Here is a 22,472-nt window from a genome sequence, read left to right as displayed (position 1 = left end):
CCGCCCCGCGGCCCCACCCACAGCCCGAACGTCACTGACACCCCGCGACGCGGCAGACGGCTTGCGACCGTTACGGAGACGGGTCGCGCCCCTTGGACACGGTGACGGCTTGCTCCCGCTGAACGCGCCGACGGCAGCAGGAAACGGCTCGCGTGCCTCGGGGCGAATGGGAGGAAAAGGGCGGTGGCTCACGTGGTGCGATGGGTGGACAGGGGGGCGTGGTGGTCGGCGCCCGCGGGGCCGTGCGGGTCGGTGTGGACGGTGGCGGCTCTCAGGCGTGGCAGCTCGTGGATGAGCCGGTGCTCGGCCTCCACCGCCACCGCGTGCGCGTGGACGACCGACATGTCGTGAGCAACGAGGATCTCCACCTCGGCGTGGAGCGCGTGGCCGATCCAACGCAGCCGTACGGAGCCGACGTGCTGGACGCCCTCGACCGTGGCGATGATGCGCTCGGCGGCGTCCACGATCGCGGGGTCGACGGCGTCCATGAGCCGGTGGTAGATCTCGCGGGCCGCGTCACGCAGGACGAAGCAGATGGCAGCGGTGATCAGGAGGCCGACGATCGGGTCGGCGATCGGGAAGCCGAGCGCGGCGCCGCCCGCGCCCACGAGGACGGCCAGCGAGGTGAAGCCGTCGGTCCTGGCGTGCAGGCCGTCGGCCACCAGTGCGGCCGAGCCGATCTCCCTGCCCACCTTGATACGGTACCTGGCCACCCATTCGTTGCCGAGGAACCCGACCACGCCCGCGCCCGCCACCCACCACACGGCCTGCATGTCCTGGGGATCGAGCAGCCGCTTGACGGCCTCGTACCCGGCCAGGCCCGCCGAGGCGGCGATGAGCAGGACGATGGCGATGCCCGCAAGGTCCTCCGCCCGGCCGTACCCGTAGGTGAAGCGGCGGGTGGCGGCGCGGCGGCCGACCGAGAAGGCGATGGCCAACGGGACGGCGGTGAGCGCGTCGGCGAGGTTGTGCAGCGTGTCGCCGAGCAGCGCGACCGAGCCGGACGCCAGGACGATCACGGCCTGCACGGCGGCGGTGACCATCAGGACGGCGAACGAGATGGCCAGCACGCGCATGCCGCGACTGCTGGACTCCAGGGCGGCGTCGGTCTTGTCGGCGCTGTCGTGACTGTGCGGCGCGACAGCGTGGACGACCCGCCCGAACACCGCCTTGATGCCTCGCCACCGCGAGGCCGGTTCCCCCGCATGCCCATGACCGTGCCCATGACCATGGCCGTGGCCGGCACCGTGTCCATGACCGCGCTCCTGGCCGTGCGCATGCTCCTGACCGTGCCCACGCTCCTGGCCCTGCGCATGGTCCTGGCCCTGCGCATGGTCCTGGCCGTGGCCGTGGGACCGAACGTGCCCGTCGGCGCGGCCGTGCCCGCCGGAGGTGCCGGGGCCCTCTGGGTGGCCGGGACGGGGGTGCTGGTGGGGTGTCGGGTCGGAGTCCCGGTGGTCAGACATGGCATCCCTCGCTTGCGCAATTCATCCCTTTTGACCAGGATATGTAGTCATGTACGCACGCGACAACGCCTCAGGTGCCAACCCGTCGCAGGAGCAACCCACCCCCGCACAGGTGAACGCGGCCGTTGACGCGTTTCGCATGCTCAGCGACGCGACCCGGCTCAGGCTGATGTGGTTGTTGTCGTCCGGCGAGCGGGATGTGAGCTCCCTCGCCGGAGCCATCGGCGTACCGCGCCCGTCGGTGTCGCAGCACCTCGCCAAGCTCCGGCTGGCCGGCCTCGTGGACACCCGCAGAGACGGCCGCCGCGTGCTCTACCGGGCCCGCGACTCGCACGTGCGGGCGCTCATCGCGGAGGCCATGTTCCACGCCGACCACGAGATCTCCGGCCTGCCCCGCCACGACTGAGCGCGACGATCACCAACGCCGATCTTCCCCTTGCCGAAGACGAGCACGCGGGCGGGAGCGTGCAGACGGCTACACGCGGGCGGCGAGCTTGGCGACCACGTCCACGATGCGGGCGGCGCGTTCCAGCTCGGCGCGGTGGAACACCGGCCCGTCCGCGCGGGCCACGACCACGTGCATCCGCTGCGACATCACGGGCAGCAGCATCAGGCGCAGCTCGCGGGCGTCCATGGCGACGGCCCGCGGCGGCGGCTCGGGCAGATCGAAGTCGGCGGGAGCGGACAGCGAGGCATGCTGTACGGCGCCGTCGGCCACCGCCAGCGACCACTCCGCCCCGCACAATCCTGGCAGGGCGTCCACGAGGGTGGCGAAGCCGCGCGCGGGCTCCGACACGACATGCATGAGCAGGTCGTAGTCCAGCGCCGAACCCGGCACCTCCCTGGTCGCCCAGACCCCCTCGACCCGGATGCCGGGCACCACGGACAGCCGCTCGCGGGCCTCCGCCGGGGTCACGGGGCCAGACCAGGAGACCGTGAAGTCGTCCACGGCCCGTCCGGCCTCTCGTTCGAGCACGGTGACCTGCAGGATGTCAGCTCCGAGCGCACCCAGCGCCTTGGCCACCTGCCCCAGCCCGCCCGGCCGGTCCGGCAGCGACACCCTCAGTCGCAGCAGCATTGCCGCCCCCTTTCCAGAGGCTCTCACAGTGCCGTGGAAAGGTTTCGAGCATGTTCCACGGAAATGTCGCACATGCTGCGGTTCTATCCCAGGATGAAGGGTTAAGTCCGGATTGTCGATAATTAGCCGCTGCGGTTTTCCACAGGTCATCGTATGGTCGCCCGCATGGCCCGGCAGGTAACGGATCTCTAGCGTCGTCCCCATGATTCTCACCAAGATCGCGGCACTTACGCTCGCCCTGACCACCCTCTCTCCCGCCCACGACTCGCTCGAACAGCAGCTCGACGCCCTGGTGCGGACCAAGGCCGTGTCGGCCGCGCTCGTCCGGGTGAGCGAGAACGGCAAGGACTGGACGGCCGCGGCCGGCTACCGCGACATGGTCTCGCGCAAGCCGGCCGACGCCGGCGGGCATTTCCGGATCGGCAGCGTCACCAAGTCGTTCGTGGCCACCGTCGTGCTCCAGCTCGCCGACGAGAAGAAGCTGTCCCTCGACGACCCGATCGCCGAGCACCTGCCCGGCGCGCTGCCCGAGGGCAGCCCGATCACGGTGCGGCAGGTGCTCGACCACACCAGCGGCCTGTTCGACTACGCGGGCGCCGGCATCCCCGGCTGGTCGGCCCGGGACTTCCGGCCGGTGGAGTCACTGTACGACCAGACGCCGCAGGAGCTTCTGGCCGTCGGGCTGTCCAGACCGCCCTATTTCAAGACGCCGGGCGAAGGCTGGCGCTACTCCAACACGAACTACGTGGTGGCCGCCATGCTGATCGAGAAGCTGACGGGCGGCTCGTACGCCGACGCGATCACGACCAGGATCCTGCGCCCCATCGGCCTGACCCACACGTTCCTGCCGGGCCACGACAAGGCGCTGCCCAGGCCGCACGCCCGCGGCTACGCCTCGTACCACGGCAAGATCGTGGACGCCACGAGGATCAACCCGTCACTGGAGTACGGCGCGGGCGAGATGATCTCGACAACGGCGGACCTGGCCCGCTTCTTCGACGCCCTCATGAGCGGCAAGCTGACCAGCGCGTCCGCGCTCAAGCAGATGCGCGCCACCCGTCCGGCGGGCGCGGGCATGGGGTACGGCCTCGGCCTCCAGGAGTTCAAGCTGACCTGCGGCAAGAGCGTGTACGGGCACAGCGGCGGCATCTTCGGCTTCCTCACGTACGCGCTGCGCTCGGACGAGGGCCGCACCGTCGTGATCTCCGCGAACCCGTACACCGGTCAGGTCCCCGCCGACGCCCTGCCGAAGGCCCTGGCCACCGTGTTCTGCTGACCAGGGCCTCACGGGGTCAGGCGAACACGTCCTGCTGGTAGCGCCCGTCCGCCTCCAGCCCGGCCAGCCAGGCGGCCCCGTCCTCGCCGGTCTTCGCCCGGTAAATGTCCAGCAACGTCTGCCGGACCGCGGGTGCCATCCGCAGCCCGTCGCCGCAGACGTACACGTGGGCGCCCTGGTCGAGCAGCTCCCACACCTCGCCGGCGTGGGCGGCGATGGCGTTCTGGACGAACCGGTGCGGGTGCCCCGGCACCGCCGAGAACGCTAGGTGCGCGGAGACGCCCCAGGCCGCCAGGTCGTCCGCGTACAGCAGGTCGTGCTCGGGGTGGCGGCACCCGGCGAACACCTCGGCCCGCCCCGTGGCGCCCGACAGCGCGCGCTCTTCGAGGAAGCCGCGCAGCGGCGCGAACCCGGTGCCGGGGCCGACGAGGATCACGGGCGTGGCCGGGTCGGCGGGAAGCCGGAACGGCGGGGCGGGGACGCGGACGTAGCCGTAGAAGACCTCGCCCTCCTTCAACCCGGCGAGGTAGGCCGAGCACATGCCCTGGTAGGTGCCGGTGCCGGACCAGGCGGGGCCCTCGACGAGGCCGACGGTGAGCCGTACCAGGGACGGGTCGGCCAGCGGCGAGGAGGAGACCGAGTAGTAGCGGGGCTTGATCGGCCCGGCCATCTCCAGGAACGCCGGCAGCGGCAGCTCGATCGCGGGAAAGCGCTCGAGCAAGGCCAGCGGGGAGACGCGCTTGGCGAGGATCTCGTCGGCGTAGTTGCCGGTCAGCTCGGCGAGCCGGCCGCGGGTCCACGGGCACGCGGTGTGCGCGGCCAGCGCCTCCAGGTCGGACCTGGTGGCCACCTCCTGCAGCTCGGCGAACTCGGTCAGCAGCAGGCCCGCCGTCACCGGCGTGTCCACGGGCAGATGGGTGGCCCCGGCGGCGCGCAGGCGCACGACCTGCTCCCTGGGGACGCGCAGGCAGCGCAGCGCCCATTCGACCAGCTCGGGGTCGTTCTTGGCGAAGACGGCCACGTGGTCGCCTGCCGTGTACGTGACCCCCTCGGGCAGCCTGGCCACGATGGAGCGCACGCCGGGGCGCGGCGCCTCGATCGAGAAGTCCCAGAGGCCGGCGGGGTCGCCGATCAGCTCCTCGTTGGAGACGACGGTCAGCGGGAAGGCGCGCTCGGAGACGACGGCGGGCCTGACCTCGGCCTCGCTGAGCACCTCCATCTCGTAGCGCGGCCCGGTGGAGTCGGCGCCCAGATGCAAAGGGGCACTGTACTGCTCGGCCAGCGCCGCCCACAGCCTGCCCGTCCACGCCGACACGTCGCCGTCGAAGTCCCCGTCGGTGTCGGCCTCGCCCCGCTCGATCAGCGGCACCGCCCCGGCGGCCGTCAGCTTCTCGAAGGCGCGGCGCGGGAAGTCCTGGTACGTCGGCCACTGCGTGTTGCCGCAGCCGAGCACCGCGAGCCGTACCCCGGACAGGTCGGGCAGCGTGCCGAGGGCGTCGAAGCGCTGGGCGTTGTCGGGCGCCTTGCCGTTGTAGGAGGAGGCGACCACGACGAGCAGGCCCTCGCTCGGCGGCGCCAGCTCGTCGAGGGTGGTGAGCGTGGTGGCGAACCCGGCCCGCCCGGCTCGCTCGGCCAGGCGCTCGGCGATGTCGGCGCTGGTGCCGAGGTTGGAGCCGTACGCGACGGTGAGCGGGACGCCGGTGACGGCGATGTCCTGCTGCTCCGCCTCCTGCGCGGGTTCCCCGGCGATGACCGCCCGCTCGTGGGCGCGGCGCTCGCGGACTCTGAGCGTGAACCCGTCCGGCTTGAGGGTGAGCGTCTGCTTGATCTTCATGCGGTAGACGTTCGGGTCGGACAGCGCGAAGCGGCGCAGGATCATCGCCAGGGCGAGCTTGGCCTCGGTGAGCGCGAACTGGCGGCCGATGCAGGCCCGCTCGCCGTTCCCGAACGGCTTGTACGCGCCAGGGTGATGCGCCTGCTTGTGCTCCGGCAGCCAGCGGTCGATGTCGAAGTCGGCGGGCCGGTCCCACGCCTTCGGGTGGCGGTGCAGCACCGGCAGCAGCACGACCACGCCCTGGTCCTTGGGGATGGGGTAGCCGCCGATCGTGGTGTCCTCGAGCGAGGTCACGCTGAACGCCGGGATCGGCGACCAGACCCGCAGCGACTCCTCCAGGATGCGGGCGATGACGTCGAGCTTCATGACGGCCTCATACGTCGGCGGCTCGTCGCCCGGCAGCAGCCGGTCCACCTCGTCGTAGGCGCGGGCCAGGGTGTGGGGCTCGCGCAGCAGGTTGTACAGGGCGAAGGAGAGCAACCCGCTGGTGGTCTCGTGACCGGCGATCAGGAAGGTGAGGACCTGGTTGCGGATGTTCTCGTCGGACAGCCGGCCGCCGGTCTGCGGATCGGCCGCCTCCAGCATGAGCCCGAGCAGGTCCTTGGCACCGCCGCCGCCATCCGCGCGGCGCTGCATGATCACGTCGTCGACGAGCGACTGCATGGTGGCGATGTCGCGCCGGTACGTCTCCTCGCGCCCGCGCTTGAGCTTGGTGACGAACGGCAGCTGCTGGTTGCGCAGCATGGCCTCGGTCAGCGCGCCGCCCATGGCCTGCAGGAACGGGTGCAGCTCGGGTGAGTCGAACGAGTTGAACCGGTAGCCGAATCCGGTCAGCGAGATCGTGTCGAGCGTGAGCCTGGTCATGTCGTCGGCGACGGGCAGGTCCTCCCCCTGGCGACCTGCCCACGACTCGACGAGCTGCTCGGCGACCTCGAGGAACTGCGGGTAGTACGCCTTCATCGAGCGCTGGCTGAAGGCGGGCATCAGGATGCGGTGGGCCTGCCCCCACACCGGCTCGTCCGGCTCGGCCGTGAACAGCCCGTCGCCGGCGAAGTCGCGCACGATCGCCAGCGGCGGCCGGATGCGCTTGACGAACCGGCTCTCGTCGCACACCTCCGCGACCAGGTCGGGGTCGAAGACCAGCACGACCCTGCGCCCGGCGATCTCGAGCCGGAAGATCCCCTCCTCCTGGTATCTGGCGGCCACCTCGACGAAGTGCTCCACCGGCGAGTGAGAGGGGATTTGCAGCGTGTTGCCCACGATGGGCAGGCCCTGCGGGGCGGGAATCCGCGCCATGAGTGCTCCCTAAGGTAGCCATACACCGTATGGCTGAAGCTACCATACGGTGTATGGCAGTGAGCGCGCGCAGGGGTGAGCCCCTGAGTCTCGAAGAGATCAGCTCCACGGCGCTTCGGCTGATGGACGAGGGCGGCGTGGAGGGGCTGTCCATGCGCAAGCTGGCCGCGGCGCTGGACGTCAACCCGATGTCGCTCTACCACCACGTGGAGAGCAAAGAGGCGCTGCTCGGGCTGATCTGCGCCACGGCGGCGGCGCGGATGGACCTGCCGCCGGATGACGGCGCGCCGTGGCAGGACCAGCTCAGGGCGCTGGCGCGGGCCTACTACCGGCACGCGCGGGCGCATCCCGCCCTGTGGAGCCACGTCCACAACCACCCGGAGCTCGTCGCCGACCGGCGGATGGCGATGTGGCAGGTGCTCGGCCGGGTGCTGCGGCTGGCCGGAGTGCCGGAGGAGGAGCTGCGCCGGACGAGCGACGTGCTCCACGCGTTCGTCTCGGGCCTCGTCCTCTTCGAGATCCAGGGGCACCTGCGGGACGATCCCGAGGAGACCGACCGCAACCTCGACACGGCCATCAACCTGATCATCCACGGCCTGGTGGGACCCGGCCGATGACGCCGGGCCGCGGATCGACGGCCCCCGGCGGACGCATCGGCCGTGACGGGCTCAGGCGGACGCTTGCCAGACGGCCTCGAACGCCACCTCGGTGATCTCGGTCAGCTCCCAGATCTCCAGCGGCTGGTCGGTGAGGAAGCCCTGCTCGTCCTGCAGCCGCCGCCACCAGTAGCAGCGGGCGACACGATCGGCGCCGACCTCGACCTGCCTGATCGCCCAGTGCTCGCCGTCGCCCTCGACGCTCTCGAACAGCCAGGCCCGGCCGTCCTCGTCGGCGATGTGCCAGTAGTGGCGCGGAGCGTCGGACTCGGCGAGCTGCCTGACGAGGGGCTGGCGAAGATCTGGAACAAGCACGGGCCCACTCTAGACACCGGCACCGTCAAAAGAGCGCAGTCCTCACCTGGCGATCTCGGCGCCGCGCCACGTCGGCTCCGCGAAGGTGGTCCGTCTCAGTGCTGGTACGCGCCCGCGTCCGGCGGACCGGCCACCGGCTTGCCCGCGGCGTCCTTGGCGAAGGCCTTGCCGCCGTACCACTGGGGGGTGAGGGCGAGGCCGCGGCCGAGCGCCGGGGAGCCGGGGCGCAGGCGCAGGTCCGTGCGGGAGACGAACTTCGGGTCCGCCTTCGTCGACTTGGGCCCGAGCTTGAACCCGCCCATGCGGCCCTGGTAAACGCTGCCGGCCTCGTCGGCGCCCTTGCCGTCCTCCCAGCCGGCCACCCCGCCGACGACGATGACGTTGTTGCGCAGCTTGAGTATCGACGGCGCGCAGCCGTCGTGGCAGGACCAGCCGACGGTGTCCTTGGCCGGCAGGTAGACCGAGTTGTGCGCGGCGACGGTGCCCTTGACCGGGCCGACGATGTGGCGGGGGCCGCGGGTGATGAGGAAGGAGCCGCGGCGGGAGGAGGTCACGACGTTGAAGGCGAAGACGTTGCCGGTGGCGGTCTTGCCCTTCGCGGCGCCCAGCTCGGTGAAGGTCTCGTTGTTCCTGGAGACGTTGCGGGTGACCCGGTTGCGGTCGCCGTTGAAGATCTCGACGGCGGCCCCGTCGGTGCCGTAGTCCTGGCTCTTGGCGAAGCTGCCGGTGATGGTGTTGCCGGTCACCACGTTGTCGTCGCCGTTGAGCAGCACGCCGAAGGCGCCGGAGTCGTCGTCGCCGCCGTCGTCGTCGACGCTCATCCGGTTGTTGTCCGTCATGACGCTGTCGCGGATGGTGTTGCGCGAGCCGGACGGCGTGACGTGCACGCCGGCGATGTTGCCGTCGGCCTGCACGCCGGCCAGCTCGTTGTGGTCGCCGTCGAGCCGGAAGCCGGCCCAGCGACAGCGGGAGGCCCGCAGGCCGCTGACGCGCCAGTGGTCGCCGCTGATCACGACGCAGTCCTCGTCAGTGCCGGTGATCTTGGCGAGCGGGCCGGTGCCGTACGGCTTGACGGAGAGGGGGCGGGCCGCGGTGCCGTTGGCCGCCAGGGTGAGCGTGCCGGTGAAGGAGCTGCCGCGCTTGAACGCGACGGTGTCACCCGGCTTGAGGTCGGCCGCGTTGGCCTGGTCGAGCGACTTCCACGGCGCGGTGGCGGTGGTGCCCGCGGCGGCGTCGTCGCCCGCCTTGGAGTCCACGTAGTAGGTCGTGCCCGCCTGGGCTGATGCTGCGACTGGGACGGCCGGGAGGAGCGAGGCCATGACGGCCACGGAGAGCAACCTCATAACGTGCACACCACTATCTAGTTGAACAATAAAGGGAATCCGGCAGAGGCAACCGTAGCGTGCTCACAGTGTGAGGCGCCAGATACGGAGCGAAGGCCCGTCGCCCGGGATGACGTCGCCGTCCTGGCGTTGTACAGGCCTTCGGCGCGGGCGCCGAGAGCGAGCGGCTCACCCGGCGAATTGGAAGAACTTGCGAAAGAAGCCTTACCCGGCCTATATCCCTGGTGCCGCCCTGACCTCAGCTACACATGCGCAAATCCAAGGAAAGTGACGTTTGCAACTTTCCGAAACTTGCACTTGACCGGCGGAAGCGATCGCGACATCCTTCACCAGAACATCACCCGACATCTCGGGCAACCGGGGGAAGGACAGTCATGCTCGGCAACGACGACTGGTGGCGGGACGCCGTCGTGTACCAGGTGTACCCCCGAAGCTTCGCCGACGCCAACGGCGACGGCATGGGAGACCTCGAGGGCGTGCGCGACCGCCTGGGCTACCTCGCCGAGCTGGGCGTGGACGCCATCTGGCTGAGCCCCTTCTACACCTCCCCCATGGCCGACGGCGGCTACGACGTGGCCGACTACCGCGACGTGGACCCCATGTTCGGCTCGCTGGGCGACTTCGACGCGCTCATCGCCGACGCCCACGACAAGGGCATCAGGGTCATCGTCGACCTGGTGCCCAATCACTCCTCCGACCAGCACCCCTGGTTCCAGGCAGGGCTGCGCGACCGCTACATCTTCCGCGAGCGGCCCAACGACTGGGAGTCGATCTTCGGCGGCCCGGCGTGGACGCAGGTCGAGGACGGGCAGTGGTACCTCCACCTGTTCGCGTCCGAGCAGCCCGACCTCAACTGGGACAACCCCGAGGTGCGCGCCGAGTTCCGCGACGTCCTGCGCTTCTGGCTCGACCGGGGCGTGGACGGCTTCAGGGTCGACGTGGCGCACGGCATGATCAAGGCCGACGGGCTGCCCGACGTGGGGCCGAAGGAGGGCCGCCAGGCCGAGATGCTCGGCGACGAGCAGCTGCCGTACTTCGACCAGGACGGCGTGCACGACATCTACCGCGAGTGGCGGCCGATCCTCGACTCCTACCCCGGCGGGCGGATGGCCGTGGCCGAGGCGTGGGTGTCCTCGCCCGAGCGGCTGGCCCGCTACGTGGGGCCCGACGAGCTGCACCAGGCGTTCTCGTTCGAATTCATGATGGCGGACTTCCACGCCAAGTCGTTCCGCACGGTGATCGAGAAGGCGCTGAAGGAAGCGGAGCTGGTGGGCGCTCCGACCACCTGGGTGCTGTCCAACCACGACAAGCCCCGCCACGTCACCCGCCACGGCGGCCTGGCCCGCGCCCGCGCGGCCACGCTGCTCATGCTGGCCCTGCCCGGCTCGGCCTACCTCTACAACGGCGAGGAGCTGGGCCTGCCCGAGGTGCTCGACCTGCCTGACGAGCTGCGCCAGGACCCGGCGTTCCTGCGCCGCGGCGAGAGCCGCGACGGCTGCCGGGTGCCGGTCCCGTGGACCTCCGCCCCCGGCTGCGGCTGGCGGGACCCGTGGCTGCCGATCCCGGAGGCGTGGACGGAGCTGTCGGCCGAGGCCCAGGAGGACGACCCCGCCTCCACCCTGAACCTCTACCGGGCCGCGCTGCGGATCCGCAGGGAGCACCCGGCGCTCGGCGGCGGCACGCTGCGCTGGCTGGACTCCCCCAAGGACGTGCTGGTCATCGAGCGCGACCCCGGCCTGGTCGTGGTGCTCAACACGGGCGAGGAGCCGGTGCGCCTCGACCTGGCGGGCGAGGTGCTGGTGTCCAGCGGCCCGCTGGCGACCGACGGAGCGGTCCCGCCGGACACCGCGGTCTGGCTCCAGCGTTGACCAATTGGGGGAAACTTTTCCTTTACGCGGCATATGACGGTGATTACCCTCGGTAATGTCGGTGGGTGTCAGCCCTGTGGGCGAGGTCCCTGCGGGGACGCGTCACCCTCATCGCGACGGCCGTAGCGGCCCTCGTGCTCACCCCCGTGAGCATCGGCGGGGTCATCGCGACGAGGGCCCTGGTCGAGGGCGGCGTGTTCGAGGACACCCGGGACACCGCCGAGCACGTCGCGTACGAGATGCGTAGCGGCGCCCTGCCCATGGGCGCCGCCCTCCCGGTGACCAAGCCGCCGATCAACCTCATCCAGGTCGTCGGGCCCGACGGGCAGGTGCTCGCCACCAGTGACGCGGCCAGAAACCTGCCGCCGCTCAGCGACGTGCGCCCCACGGCCGAGAACCGGGTCATCAGCACCACGAACTGCCTGCCGACCGAGTGCGTCCACCTGTCGGCGGTCAGGGTGAGCGTCTTCGCCGACTCCCCCGTGGTCTACGCCGGCCGCAGCACACCCGACCTGCTGGCCTCGCGCACCCTCGAGATGATCGTGTTCACCGAGATCGCCGTGCTGATCGCGCTCGCGGGCTGGGCCACGTGGCTGGTCACGGGGCGGGCGCTGCGGCCGGTGGCGACCATGCGGGAGGAGCTGGACGCCGTGCACGCCGGCGACCTGAGCAGCCGCGTCACGCAGCCGCCCGGTGAGGACGAGGTGGCAGAGCTGGCCAGGTCCGTCAACGGCACGCTGGCCAGGCTGGAGCGCTCCGCCGAGCAGCAGCGCCAGTTCGCCTCCGACGCCTCGCACGAGCTGCGCACCCCGATCGCCGGGCTGCGCGCGCAGCTCGAGAGCGCCCAGCTCTATCCGGAGGACACCGACGTCGAGTCGCTGGTGAGCAGCGCCCTGCGCGACACCGACCGCCTGGAGGCCATCATCACGGACCTGCTCCTGCTGGCCAGGATCGGCTCCCGGGTGGACGCGGCCAGGGAGCGGGTGGACCTCGCCGAGCTGGTGCGCCAGGAGCTCTCCGTCCGCAGCGACAAGATCCCGGTACGCGCGGACCTGGCCGAGGGGGTGGCGGTCGACGGCGTACGGCTCCAGCTGGCCAGGGTGCTGACGAACCTGCTGGACAACGCCCAGCGGCACGCCGAGCGCTTCGTCCGGGTCGAGGTCGCCCGCGAGGACGGCGTGGCGGTGCTGTCGGTCGAGAACGACGGCGTGGAGATCGCCGAGAGGGACCGCGACCGCATCTTCGAGCGCTTCACCCGCCTGGACGCGGCGCGCAGCCGCGACGCGGGCGGCACCGGCCTGGGCCTGGCCATCGCGCGGGACGTGGCGATGGCGCACCGCGGCCAGATCACCGTGGAGGACTTCCTGGGCGGCGCGAGATTCGTCCTCCGCCTTCCGGCCGCCTAACCCCGAATCGGTAGAAATCAGGCACGCCAGTAGTGGATCATTCATGGCATGACAGAACAGGCCCCGCAGGGCGTGGATCCGCATATTCCGAACGCGGCACGGATGTACGACTACTTTCTCGGCGGCAAGGACAACTTCAAGGCCGACCGGGAGCTTGGCGACATGGTGCTGAGCGTGATGCCGGAGGTCCGCGACGGGACCAGGGAGAACCGCGCGCTGATCGGCCGGCTGGTGCGGTATTTGTGCGAGCAGGGCATCACGCAATTCCTCGACCTGGGCTCGGGGCTGCCTGCGCAGGAGAACGTGCACGAGGTGGCGCACCGATGGGCGCCCGAGGCGCGCGTGGTCTACGTGGACAACGACCCGGTGGTGGCCGTGCACGGCCGGGCGATGCTGGCAGACCCGAGCCGGGTGGCCATGGTGCAGGGCGACGTGCGCCGGCCGGAGGAGATCCTTTCCGACCCGGAGGTGCGCGGGCTGCTGGACTTCGACCGGCCGGTGGCCGTGCTCATGATGTTCATCCTGCACCTCATCCCCGAGGAGGACCACCCGCAGGATTTCGTGGCCGCCTACCGCGACGCGGTCGCGCCGGGCAGCTATCTGGCGATCTCGCACGTGACCAACGACGTGGCCACCGAGCGGACGGCCAAGGTCACCGAGTTCTACCGCAAGGCCAACGCCGCGTTCACGCCGCGGCCCGGCGGGGAGATCGGCGCCTTCTTCGGCGACTTCGAGCTCATCCCGCCGGGCCTGGTCACCGGTCCTGGGCCGCACGGCTGGCCGTTCATCGACCCCGACCACCCGTTGTTCGCGGACGAGGAGATGACCCGCATGGCCTACGTGGGCATCGGGCGCAAGCCCTAGACCCTCGCCATCTCCCTGTCGCCGGCGTCGGGCTCCGGCCGCTCGTCCTCATCCAGCAGCGTGGCCTCGTCGAACGGCGCGTGCCCCGACAGCACCTGGCCGGCGCGTTCCTTGTCGAACTCGCCCGTCCAGGTGCCGACCAGCACGGTGGCCACGGCGTTGCCGGCGAAGTTCGTCAGCGCCCTGGCCTCGGACATGAACCGGTCGATGCCGACGATGAGGCCGACGCCGTCGACCAGCTCGGGCCGGTGCGCCTGCAGGCCGCCGGCCAGCGTGGCCAGCCCGGCGCCGGTCACGCCCGCCGCGCCCTTCGACGCGATCATCATGAACAGCAGCAGCGCCACCTGCTCGCCGAACTCCAGCGGCGACCCGGTCGCCGAGGCGATGAACAGCGTGGCCATGGTCAGGTAGATCGCGGTGCCGTCGAGGTTGAAGGAGTAGCCGGTCGGCACCGTGATGCCGGCCACGGTCCGGCTCACGCCCAGGTGCTCCATCTTGGCGATGAGCCGGGGCAGCGCCGTCTCCGACGACGAGGTGGACAGGATCAGCAGGAACTCGCGGCCCAGGTAGCGCAGCAGCGACAACAGGTTGATCCGGGCCACCAGCCACAGCATCGGGCCGAGCACCACGCCGACGAACAGCAGGCAGGTGACGTAGAAGGCGACCATGATGATCGCCAGGCTCTTGAGCGCCTCGATCCCGGTGGCGCCGACGACGGCGGCGATGGCGCCGAACGCGCCCACCGGCGCGGCCCACATGATCATGGCGAGGATGCGGAACACGAGCCGCTGGAAGTGCTCCACGCCCCGCAGGATCGGCGCGCCCTTGGCGCCCATGGCCTGCAGCGCGAACCCGGCCAGCAGCGCCACGAGCAGCGCCTGCAGCACCGAACCCGCGGTGAGCGCCGACACCAGTGTGTCCGGGATGATGCCGAGCACGAACTCGACGGCGTCGCCCTCGGAGCCCTTGGCCGCCTCGGCCGCGGCGGCCTCCCGGGCGGTGTCGGTAAGCTGGAGTCCTGAGCCCGGGTCGATGACGTTGCCGACCACCAGGCCGATGAGCAGGGCGACCGTGGACATGACGATGAAGTAGCCGAGCGCCAGGCCGCCGACCTTGCCGACCTTGGCCGCCTGGCTGACCGAGCCGACGCCGAGCACGATCGTGCAGAAGATGATCGGGCCGATCACCATCTTGATGAGGGCGACGAATCCGGTGCCTAGAGGTTTCAGCTCCTTGCCGACCTCCGGCCAGAGGAATCCGACCAGGATCCCGAGCAGGACGGCCACGATGACGGCCAGGTACAGGTAACGCGTGCGATCGCGCATGGGGGGTTTCTCCAGCGGGTTTGGGCGGAACTTCCAGCTGTGCGACTATGCGCTGCACAAGTGACCCACGTCACGATTGCGTAAGTTACGTTCACGAAAAGAGTCGTTAATATGCGGCGCTGGAGCCTGGCCGGGCAGATGCTCGTCCTGCAACTGCTCGTGGTCGTGGTCACTGCCACGGGCGGCGCCGTGCTCGCTCTGGTGCAGGCGCACGACCTGCTCACCGAGGAGGCCGCCGCCACGGCCAAGGGCGTGGCGGTGACCGTGGCCGCCTCGCCCGATCTGCTGGAGGCGCTGGAGGAGGCGAACCCGAGCGAACGGCTGCAGCCGTTCGCGGAGCGGGTACGCATCAACACCGGCGTCGACTTCGTCACGATCATGAAGCCGGACGGCACCCGCTACACCCACCCGAACCGGGCCGAGATCGGCAAGCGGTTCCGCGGCAACATCGGGCCGGCGCTGGCGGGCAAGGCGTTCACCGAGACCTACACGGGCACGCTCGGCCCGTCCGAGCGGGCGGTCGCCCCCGTCATCTCGGGCGGCCGGGTGGTCGCGCTGGTCAGCGCGGGCATCAGGGTCGAGAGGATCAGCGGCTGGCTGCGCGACCGGCTCGCGTGGGGCGGGCTCATCGTGGCGCTCGCGCTCAGCCTGGGCACCGCCGGCACGTGGCTGGTCACCGTGCGGCTGCGCCGCCAGACCCACGGGCTCGGCCCGGTCGAGCTGGGCCGCATCCACGAACACCACGACGCGGTCCTGCACGCCGTCAGGGAGGGCCTGCTGCTGGTCGGCACGGACGGCAGGCTCACCCTGTGCAACGACGCCGCCCGGCAGCTGCTCGGCCTGCCCGACGACGCCGAGGGCCGCCACATGAGCGAGCTGGGCCTGGCCGACGTGCCGGTCGGCGGCGAGGAGCGCGTGCATCTGGTCGGCGACCGCGTCCTGGTCGTCAACAGCGCCGCCAGCAGGCTCGGCACCGTCGTGACCGTACGCGACCACACCGAGCTGCAGGCGCTGACCGGCCAGCTCGACGCCGAGCGGGGGTTCGCCGACTCTTTGCGCTCGGCCGCGCACGAGGCGGCCAACCGGCTGCACACGGTGATCACGCTGGTGGAGCTGGGCCGTACCGAGCAGGCGGTCGCGCTCGGCACCGCCGAGCTGCGGGCCGCGCAGGAGCTGACCGACCGGGTGGTGGGCGCGGTGCGCGAGCCGGTGCTCGCGGCGCTGCTGCTGGGCAAGAGCGCCGAGGCGGCCGAGCGCGGAGGCGAGCTGCTGATCAGCCAGGACAGCGAGCTGGACGACCTGGGCCTGGACCCACGGGAGCTGGTCACGATCGTGGGCAACCTGATCGACAACGCCATCGACGCGGCCACCCGGGTGGAGGTGCACCTGAGCTCCGGCGAGGGCGAGGTGCTGATCAGGGTCTCCGACAACGGTCCCGGGCTGACCGGCCCCGCCGCGTTCGGCAAGGGCTGGACGACGAAGGGCGACGGGCGCGGCCTCGGCCTGGCGCTGGTGGGGCAGGCGGTGCGGCGCCTGGGCGGCACCATCGATGTGGAGGGCTCGGTGTTCACCGTGCGACTGCCGATCCCGGAGCCGCGACCCGGCACGATTCAGCGACCGCGACCTGACACGGGTCCGGAGCCGCCACCCGGCCCGATCCAGCAGCCCCGGCCCGGCACAGGCCCGGCACCGCGACCCGGCACAGGCCCGGCGTCAGGCCCGCAGCCGCCGCCCGGCCCGCGCCCGCGGTCACAGCCCGGCCAGGGGCCGGGGCCGGGCATGGACGCGGGGCGGGCGCGATGATCTCGGTGCTGGTCGTCGAGGACGAGGAGATCACCGCCGAGGCCAATCGCATCTACGTGGAGCGGGTGCCGGGCTTCGAGGTGGCCGGGGTGGTCCGCTCCGGCGGCGAGGCGCTGCGCTTCCTGCGCAAGCGGCCCGTGGACCTCATCCTGCTGGACCTCTACCTGCCCGACATGCACGGCCTGGAGGTGTGCCGGGCCGTGCGCGCGGGCGGCCTGATGTGCGACATCATCGCCGTCACCTCCGCCCGCGACCTGGCCATGGTCCGCTCGGCGGTGTCTCTCGGCATCTCCCAGTACCTTCTCAAGCCGTTCACCTACGCGACACTGCTCGAAAAGCTCACCCGTTACGCCCGGTTCAAAGAGGAGGCAGGCGTCGCCGTCGGCCAGGGCGACGTGGACCGCGTCCTGGGCACCCTCAGGGGCAGCTCGGAGCTGCCGAAAGGCATGTCCAGAGACACCCTCGACGCCGTCGCCGCCAAGCTGCGCGAGCGGCCCCAGGGCATGGCGGCACAGGCCGTGGCGGACGCGATCGGAGTGTCCCGCGTGACCGCCCGCCGCTACCTGGAATACCTGGTGGAGCTGGGGGTGGCGGCCCGCATGCCGCAGTACGGCGCGGTGGGCCGGCCAGAGTTGCTCTACCGGATACCCATGGAAAGTTAATGATGGTGATGCTGGCCGTTCAATCCGGCCCTCTAGCTTCTGGGTGCATCCGATGCACTGAGGAGACACCTTGCGAGTCCTGGCCGTAGTTCCCGCCCGCGGAGGTTCGGCGGGCGTACCCCTGAAGAACCTCGCCCCGGTCGGGGGCGTCCCGCTGGTCACCCGCGCGGTGCGGGCCTGCTTGCGCGCCGAGCTCGTGGACCAGGTCGTGGTGAGCACCGACCACGCCCAGATCGCCGAGACCGCCCGGGAGGCTGGCGCGCTCGTCGTCGACCGGCCCGAGGAGCTCAGCGGCGCTACCGCCTCCAGCGAGTCGGCCGTGCTGCACGCGCTCGACACGCTCGGCGAGGATCCCGAGGTGGTCGTGCTCGTGCAGTGCACGAGCGCGTTCATCGACCCCGAGAACCTGTCGGCCGCCGTGCGCAAGGTGCTCGACGGCGAGGCCGACTCCGTGGTGTCGGGCCTGCCTACGCACGAGTTCCTGTGGACGGCCACGGGCGGGGGCGTCAACCACGACCCCGCCGTCCGGCCGCGCCGGCAGGACCGCGAGCCCGAGTTCCGCGAGAACGGCGCCTTCTACGTCATGCGCACCTCCGGCCTGCGCCGGCACGGCCACCGCTTCTTCGGCACGACCGCCGTGCAGCCGGTGCCGCCGCAGCACGCCATCGAGGTGGACAATCCCGAGGACCTGGAGCTGGTACGCGCGCTGGCACCGTTCATCGACGCGCCCGAGCCGATCGACGTCGACGCCGTCATCACCGACTTCGACGGCGTGCACACCGACGACCGCGCCTACGTCGACTCCGACGGCCGCGAGATGGTGCTGGTCAGCCGCTCGGACGGGATGGGCGTGTCGCTGCTGCGCCGCTCCGGCGTCAAGGTCCTGATCATGTCCACCGAGCACAACCCGGTCGTGGCCGCCCGCGCCCGCAAGCTGGGCGTGCCCGTGCTTCAGGGGCTGGCCGAGAAGCGGACCGTGCTGCGCGACTGGCTGACCATCGAGGGCCTCGACCCGGCCCGCGTGGCCTACGTCGGCAACGACGTCAACGACCTGGGCCCGATGGGCGAGGTGGGCTGGCCCATCGCCACGCCCGACGCGCACCCGCGCGTGCGCGCCGCCGCCCGGGTGGTGCTGACCAGGCCCGGCGGGTCCGGCGCGGTGCGCGAGCTGTGCGACCGCGTGGTGGCCGCCCGGCCCGAGGCGCCGGTGGCGGAGGCCAAGGCACGGCCCAGGCTGGGCCCGGTGGCGATCGGCGACGTGCTGGTCGGCGAAGGCGAGCCCGTCTACGTGATCGGCGAGATCGGCATCAACCACAACGGCGATCTCGACATCGCCCGGCGGCTCATCGACGTGGCCGCCGACGCGGGCTGCCAGGCGGTCAAGTTCCAGAAGCGCACCCCCGCGATCTGCGTGCCCGAGGAGCAGAAGGGGCAGATCAGGCAGACGCCGTGGGGCGAGATGACGTACCTGGAGTACAAGGAGCGGACCGAGTTCGGCCGCGACGAGTACCGGCAGATCGCGAAATACTGCGACGAGCGCGGCCTGCACTGGTTCGCCTCGCCGTGGGACGTGCCGTCCGTCGAGTTCCTGGAGGAAATGGACGTCCTGGTGCACAAGGTGGCCTCGGCCAGCGTCGCCGACCACGAGCTGCTGCGCGTCCTGGCCGCCACCGGCAAGCCGATCATCCTGTCGACCGGCATGTCGACGCTGTCGGAGATCGACGCGGCCGTCGAGGTCCTCGGCACCGATAGGCTGATCATGATGCACGCGACGTCGACGTACCCGCTGCCTCCCGAGGAGGCCAACCTGCGCACGATCACGACGCTCAAGGAGCGCTACGGCGTTCCCGTCGGCTACTCCGGCCACGAGCGCGGCCTGCAGATCTCGCTGGCCGCCGTCACGCTCGGCGCGGTGTGCGTCGAGCGGCACATCACGCTCGACCGGACCATGTGGGGCTCCGACCACGCCGCCTCCCTGGAGCCGGCCGGCCTGGAGCACCTGGTGCGCGACATCCGGATCATCGAGCAGGCCATGGGCGACGGCGTCAAGCGCGTCTTCCCCGGCGAGGAGGCTCCCAAGAGCCGCCTGCGCCGGGTGACCGTCTGACCGTCACCACCAGGAGAAGGAACCATTGATCACCCTCTCGGTCGTCGTGCCGATCCGGGACGGCGAGCGGTTCATCGCCGACGCGCTGACCTCGCTCTGCCGTAACGCCCGGCACGACTTCGAGTTCATCGTCGTCGACGACGGGTCCGTGGACGCCACCGGGGACATCATCGAGGACTTCCGCGGCGATCTCCCCGGCCTGACCATGCTGCGCAACCCCGCGCCGGTGGGGCTGGCCGACGCGCGCAACACGGGCCTGTCGGCGGCGTCCGGCCGGTACGTCACGTTCATGGACGGCGACGACTGGCTCGCCCCCGGCTACCTGGCGCGGCTGGTCGAGGCCATCGACGGGCTCGGCTGCGACTTCGTCCGCGTCGACCACGTGCAGGCCGAGGGCCGAAAACGAGTCGTGCACCGGGCCCCGCTGGCGCAGCGGGGCGCGGTGCTCGATCCGCGCGACGCGATCCTGCCGGCGGGCGTGCGGACCATGGTGGACTACCCGTACGCCTGGGCCGGGATCTACCGGCGGTCCCTGCGCGACCTGCTGCACTTCCCCGGCTCCCTGCACACCGCCGAGGACCGGCCGTGGATCTGGCGGCTGCACCGGGAGGCCGCCACGTTCGCCGTCGTGTCGATGGCCGGGGTGTTCTACCGGCGCATGGTGACGGGGTCGCTGACGCAGGTGGGTGACGAGCGGCAGCTGCACTTCTTCGACGCCTTCGAGCTGGTGTTCAAGGACCTGGAGGCGGAGTTCCTGCCGAAGGCGGCGCGCAACTTCTGCGCGCTGCTCGCCCACCACCTCGAGATCGCCGACCGGTTCACGCCCGCGCTGCGCGCCCGCTTCGAGGAGCGCGGCGCGCAGATGGTGCGTGCCCTTCCGGCGGAGCTGGTGTCCGACTCGGTGGCGCGGATGTCGGCCGAGCGCGAGACCACGCTGCGCGCCCTGGTGCCCGATCTGCCCCCCAGCCCGCACGTCCGGGTCCGCCGCGACCGGGAGGAGACATAAGTGAAGGTCTTCTACGCCTCGACGCTGTTCGGGGCGATGTCGCTGGCCGCCGCGATCGACGACGGCCGCTTCGGCGACGGCCGGCGCGTCCTCGTCATGTCGAACAACGCGGCCATCCCCGAGGTGGCCACGCCGCTCGACAAGACGCCCGGCTTCGCGGTGCTGCGCTCGCGCTTCGACGAGGTGCACTCCTGGAACGACCTCATCGCGCCGCTGCACCCGTCCGACTGGCGGGCGCGCATCATCGAGGTGCCGATGATGGAGCGCCTCATCCGCTCCCACTGGGCGCTGGACGGGGTCGAGGAGCTGGTGCTGGAGTCGATCGCGGTGGCGCCGGCCCGGACCATCGCGGGGCTGGTGCGCGACTGCCCGATCACCGTCTACTCCGACGGGCTGATGAGCTACGGCCCGACCCGCGACCCGCTGCCCGCCGAGATCTTCCGCCGCATCGGCCGGCTGCTCCACCTGGACCTGGTGCCGGGCCTGACGCCGCTGCTGCTCAGCGAGTACGACGTCCCGCCCGAGATCCTGCCCGGCGAGCGCTTCCTGTCGATCGTGAACGAGGTGGCCTCCACCGCCCCTGACCTGCCGGCCGGGCAGGCCGTCATCCTGGGCCAGTACCTGTCGGCGCTGGAGATCGTCACGGCCGAGGAGGAGGCGGAGCTGCACGAGACGATGCTCAGGGCGCTGGCCGCCCGCGGCTACACCGACATCGTGTTCAAGCCGCACCCGGCCGCCGGGCGCCGCCACGCCCAGCTGATGCGGGCCGCGGCCGAGCCGCTGGGCGTGCGGCTGTCGGTGCCCGGGGAGAGCGTGCCGGCGGAGGTGTGCTTCGCCGCGCAGCGGCCCGAGCTGGTGGTGGGCTGCTTCTCCACCGGGCTGGTGACGGCGCAGCGCTACTTCGGCCTCAAGGTGGCCTCCTACGGCACGCAGCTGGTGCTCGACCGGCTGGCGCCGTACGAGAACAGCAACCGGATCCCGGTCACGATCGTGGACGCGCTGCTGCCGCGGCTGTCGGCCGAGGGTCACATCGACCGGCCGCCGGCCGTGGACCTGCCCGCGCTGGTGCGCGCGGTCGGCTACTGCATGCAGGCCGACACCTATCCCGAGCTGCGGCCGGAGAGCATCGAGTTCGACGCCCGCTACTTCAAGCGCAAGCGCCTGGAGACACTCGGCCTGGCGGCCAAGCCGACCGCTCTCTCCCGGCTCCGCAGGAAGATCAGATCAGCCATCTGACCGCCCGGCCCCATATGGACCATGCCGCCCGTGGTGCCCGGCCGGCGCTTGGGGCGGCCGTCCGTGCTTGGGCGCTTGGGACGGCGGCCGTCCGTACTCGGGAGCTTAGGGCGGCGGCCGTCCGTACTCGGGTGTGCTTGGGACGGCGGCCGTCCGTACTCGGGGACTTAGGGCGGCGGCCGTCCGTACTCGGATGTGCTTGGGGCGATGGGCGTCAGTTGAGGGCCTTGAGGTAGCGGCGCATCCGGCGCTTGGCCTTGTAGCCGGCCCGCAGCATCGTCGGCGGCACCTCCACCCGCAACCTGGCCCGGCGCCGCGCCGCCGCGTGCTCGGGACCGTCCAGCAGCGACCTGGCCGGCACCCGCGGCCGGGAGCTCACCAGCCCGTTCAGCAACCCCGCCCAGTCGTTGCGCTCCGCCGGATGGAAGTAGTTGGCCGCGCACCACACGGCCGAGGCCGCGCGGAAGTCACCCTCGGCCAGCTCCTCCAGCGTGCCCAGCAGATCGCTGCCCTCGAACACCAGGTTGATCATCTCGGCGCTCACGCCGAAGTCCCTCAGCACCAGCGATGGCACGTCCAGCGCGATCGCCTCCAGCGCCGCCGTCGAGCTCACCGTGACGAACCCGGCCGCCCGCGTCAGCTGGTCGTGCATCGACCCGGCCTCGAACGCCAGCCGGCCCGGCTCTCCCATCTCCCGCCACAGCCGCTGGTAGTGGTGGCGCTCGTTGTGCGTCTGGCGCTCGTCCTCCAGCGCCCGCAGCTTGACCACCACGTCCAGGTCGGGGCGCCGCCCGGCCAGCTCGGCCAGCGCCAGCAGGATCCGCTCACGCTGCTCCCGTTCGCGCGGCACCTTGGCCTGGGTGGCGAACACCACCCGGTTCCCGCCCTGGGCGACGGCCTTGGGGCGCAGGAACGGCAGCCTGGCCAGCCC

At 71.3% G+C, this 22,472-nt stretch carries 18 protein-coding genes; 11 read left to right on the top strand and 7 right to left on the bottom strand.

The window, feature by feature from the left end:
- Positions 1–188: 188 nt before the first annotated feature.
- Positions 189–1,466, bottom strand: a complete 1,278-nt coding sequence (locus tag EJK15_RS33235; RefSeq protein ID WP_171074670.1) for a cation diffusion facilitator family transporter — start codon at positions 1,464–1,466, stop codon at positions 189–191.
- A 49-nt stretch (positions 1,467–1,515) separates the two neighbouring features.
- On the opposite strand from EJK15_RS33235, the gene EJK15_RS33230 reads away from it, so the two are divergent.
- Entirely contained in the window at positions 1,516–1,872 is a 357-nt protein-coding gene (locus EJK15_RS33230) for an ArsR/SmtB family transcription factor (RefSeq protein ID WP_138714439.1), read from the top strand.
- Between the two features lie 69 nt (positions 1,873–1,941).
- Here EJK15_RS33230 and EJK15_RS33225 read toward each other — a convergent pair whose 3' ends face one another.
- Positions 1,942–2,544 carry an ACT domain-containing protein gene (locus EJK15_RS33225; protein WP_138714438.1) on the bottom strand — a complete coding sequence of 201 codons (603 nt, stop codon included), beginning with the start codon at positions 2,542–2,544 and terminating at the stop codon, positions 1,942–1,944.
- 202 nt (positions 2,545–2,746) lie between these two features.
- Between EJK15_RS33225 and EJK15_RS33220 the strand changes: the two genes are divergently transcribed.
- Positions 2,747–3,820, top strand: coding sequence for a serine hydrolase domain-containing protein (locus EJK15_RS33220; RefSeq protein ID WP_138714437.1), 1,074 nt, complete (start codon positions 2,747–2,749; stop codon positions 3,818–3,820).
- Positions 3,821–3,836: 16 nt separating this feature from the next.
- On the opposite strand, the gene EJK15_RS33215 is transcribed toward EJK15_RS33220, so the two are convergent.
- Positions 3,837–6,950 carry a bifunctional cytochrome P450/NADPH--P450 reductase gene (locus tag EJK15_RS33215; protein WP_138714436.1) on the bottom strand — a complete coding sequence of 1,038 codons (3,114 nt, stop codon included), beginning with the start codon at positions 6,948–6,950 and terminating at the stop codon, positions 3,837–3,839.
- A gap of 53 nt (positions 6,951–7,003) precedes the next feature.
- Between EJK15_RS33215 and EJK15_RS33210 the strand changes: the two genes are divergently transcribed.
- Positions 7,004–7,567: a TetR/AcrR family transcriptional regulator gene (locus EJK15_RS33210; protein ID WP_171074669.1), complete on the top strand. Its 564-nt coding sequence runs from the start codon at positions 7,004–7,006 to the stop codon at positions 7,565–7,567.
- Between the two features lie 51 nt (positions 7,568–7,618).
- Here EJK15_RS33210 and EJK15_RS33205 read toward each other — a convergent pair whose 3' ends face one another.
- The gene (locus tag EJK15_RS33205) at positions 7,619–7,921 is read right to left on the bottom strand and encodes a hypothetical protein (protein WP_138714434.1); all 303 of its coding nucleotides are present in this window, start codon (positions 7,919–7,921) and stop codon (positions 7,619–7,621) included.
- 95 nt (positions 7,922–8,016) lie between these two features.
- Positions 8,017–9,264, bottom strand: a complete 1,248-nt coding sequence (locus EJK15_RS33200) for a right-handed parallel beta-helix repeat-containing protein (protein WP_276615448.1) — start codon at positions 9,262–9,264, stop codon at positions 8,017–8,019.
- A 374-nt stretch (positions 9,265–9,638) separates the two neighbouring features.
- Between EJK15_RS33200 and EJK15_RS33195 the strand changes: the two genes are divergently transcribed.
- The 3 genes from EJK15_RS33195 (at position 9,639) to EJK15_RS33185 (ending at position 13,402) form a co-directional block, all read left to right on the top strand.
- On the top strand, positions 9,639–11,132 hold the full coding sequence (locus tag EJK15_RS33195) for a glycoside hydrolase family 13 protein (protein ID WP_138714433.1): 1,494 nt from the start codon (positions 9,639–9,641) through the stop codon (positions 11,130–11,132).
- A gap of 65 nt (positions 11,133–11,197) precedes the next feature.
- Positions 11,198–12,538, top strand: a complete 1,341-nt coding sequence (locus tag EJK15_RS33190; protein WP_240777372.1) for a sensor histidine kinase — start codon at positions 11,198–11,200, stop codon at positions 12,536–12,538.
- Positions 12,539–12,586: 48 nt separating this feature from the next.
- Complete coding sequence (locus EJK15_RS33185; RefSeq protein ID WP_138714432.1) at positions 12,587–13,402, top strand: SAM-dependent methyltransferase; 816 nt, start codon at positions 12,587–12,589, stop codon at positions 13,400–13,402.
- Here EJK15_RS33185 and EJK15_RS33180 read toward each other — a convergent pair.
- Positions 13,399–14,727, bottom strand: coding sequence for a cation:dicarboxylate symporter family transporter (locus tag EJK15_RS33180; RefSeq protein ID WP_138714431.1), 1,329 nt, complete (start codon positions 14,725–14,727; stop codon positions 13,399–13,401). The genes EJK15_RS33185 and EJK15_RS33180 overlap by 4 nt on opposite strands.
- A gap of 111 nt (positions 14,728–14,838) precedes the next feature.
- Between EJK15_RS33180 and EJK15_RS33175 the strand changes: the two genes are divergently transcribed.
- The 5 genes from EJK15_RS33175 to EJK15_RS33155 all read left to right on the top strand — a co-directional run bounded on the left by EJK15_RS33175 (position 14,839) and on the right by EJK15_RS33155 (position 21,541).
- Entirely contained in the window at positions 14,839–16,530 is a 1,692-nt protein-coding gene (locus tag EJK15_RS33175) for an ATP-binding protein (protein WP_138714430.1), read from the top strand.
- Positions 16,527–17,192 (top strand): response regulator, encoded by a 666-nt coding sequence (locus EJK15_RS33170; RefSeq protein WP_138714429.1) that lies wholly within the window; start codon positions 16,527–16,529, stop codon positions 17,190–17,192. The genes EJK15_RS33175 and EJK15_RS33170 overlap by 4 nt, the downstream gene beginning before the upstream one ends.
- A gap of 70 nt (positions 17,193–17,262) precedes the next feature.
- Entirely contained in the window at positions 17,263–19,299 is a 2,037-nt protein-coding gene (locus tag EJK15_RS33165; RefSeq protein WP_138714428.1) for an N-acetylneuraminate synthase family protein, read from the top strand.
- A 25-nt stretch (positions 19,300–19,324) separates the two neighbouring features.
- The gene (locus EJK15_RS33160) at positions 19,325–20,305 is read left to right on the top strand and encodes a glycosyltransferase family 2 protein (protein ID WP_138714427.1); all 981 of its coding nucleotides are present in this window, start codon (positions 19,325–19,327) and stop codon (positions 20,303–20,305) included.
- The gene (locus EJK15_RS33155) at positions 20,306–21,541 is read left to right on the top strand and encodes a polysialyltransferase family glycosyltransferase (RefSeq protein WP_171074668.1); all 1,236 of its coding nucleotides are present in this window, start codon (positions 20,306–20,308) and stop codon (positions 21,539–21,541) included.
- Positions 21,542–21,755: 214 nt separating this feature from the next.
- Here the strand turns inward: EJK15_RS33155 and EJK15_RS33150 are convergent.
- Positions 21,756–22,472: DUF6716 putative glycosyltransferase (locus EJK15_RS33150; RefSeq protein ID WP_338089902.1), on the bottom strand; the 717-nt coding region annotated here is incomplete at its 5' end.

It is taken from the genome of Nonomuraea basaltis (assembly GCF_005893125.1).
GTDB classification, from domain to species: Bacteria; Actinomycetota; Actinomycetes; order Streptosporangiales; family Streptosporangiaceae; genus Nonomuraea; species Nonomuraea basaltis.
Note: the sequence above shows the minus strand (reverse complement) of the source record. Positions and strands in the feature narration are given on the sequence as shown.

What these genes read in the sequence shown, in the direction of transcription:
- EJK15_RS33235 (WP_171074670.1), bottom strand. Translation starts at nt 1,466, where the DNA reads ATGTCTGACCACCGGGACTCCGACCCGACACCCCACCAGCACCCCCGT.
- EJK15_RS33230 (WP_138714439.1), top strand. Translation starts at nt 1,516, where the DNA reads ATGTACGCACGCGACAACGCCTCAGGTGCCAACCCGTCGCAGGAGCAA.
- EJK15_RS33225 (WP_138714438.1), bottom strand. Translation starts at nt 2,544, where the DNA reads ATGCTGCTGCGACTGAGGGTGTCGCTGCCGGACCGGCCGGGCGGGCTG.
- EJK15_RS33220 (WP_138714437.1), top strand. Translation starts at nt 2,747, where the DNA reads ATGATTCTCACCAAGATCGCGGCACTTACGCTCGCCCTGACCACCCTC.
- EJK15_RS33215 (WP_138714436.1), bottom strand. Translation starts at nt 6,950, where the DNA reads ATGGCGCGGATTCCCGCCCCGCAGGGCCTGCCCATCGTGGGCAACACG.
- EJK15_RS33210 (WP_171074669.1), top strand. Translation starts at nt 7,004, where the DNA reads ATGGCAGTGAGCGCGCGCAGGGGTGAGCCCCTGAGTCTCGAAGAGATC.
- EJK15_RS33200 (WP_276615448.1), bottom strand. Translation starts at nt 9,264, where the DNA reads ATGAGGTTGCTCTCCGTGGCCGTCATGGCCTCGCTCCTCCCGGCCGTC.
- EJK15_RS33195 (WP_138714433.1), top strand. Translation starts at nt 9,639, where the DNA reads ATGCTCGGCAACGACGACTGGTGGCGGGACGCCGTCGTGTACCAGGTG.
- EJK15_RS33185 (WP_138714432.1), top strand. Translation starts at nt 12,587, where the DNA reads ATGACAGAACAGGCCCCGCAGGGCGTGGATCCGCATATTCCGAACGCG.
- EJK15_RS33180 (WP_138714431.1), bottom strand. Translation starts at nt 14,727, where the DNA reads ATGCGCGATCGCACGCGTTACCTGTACCTGGCCGTCATCGTGGCCGTC.
- EJK15_RS33175 (WP_138714430.1), top strand. Translation starts at nt 14,839, where the DNA reads ATGCGGCGCTGGAGCCTGGCCGGGCAGATGCTCGTCCTGCAACTGCTC.
- EJK15_RS33170 (WP_138714429.1), top strand. Translation starts at nt 16,527, where the DNA reads ATGATCTCGGTGCTGGTCGTCGAGGACGAGGAGATCACCGCCGAGGCC.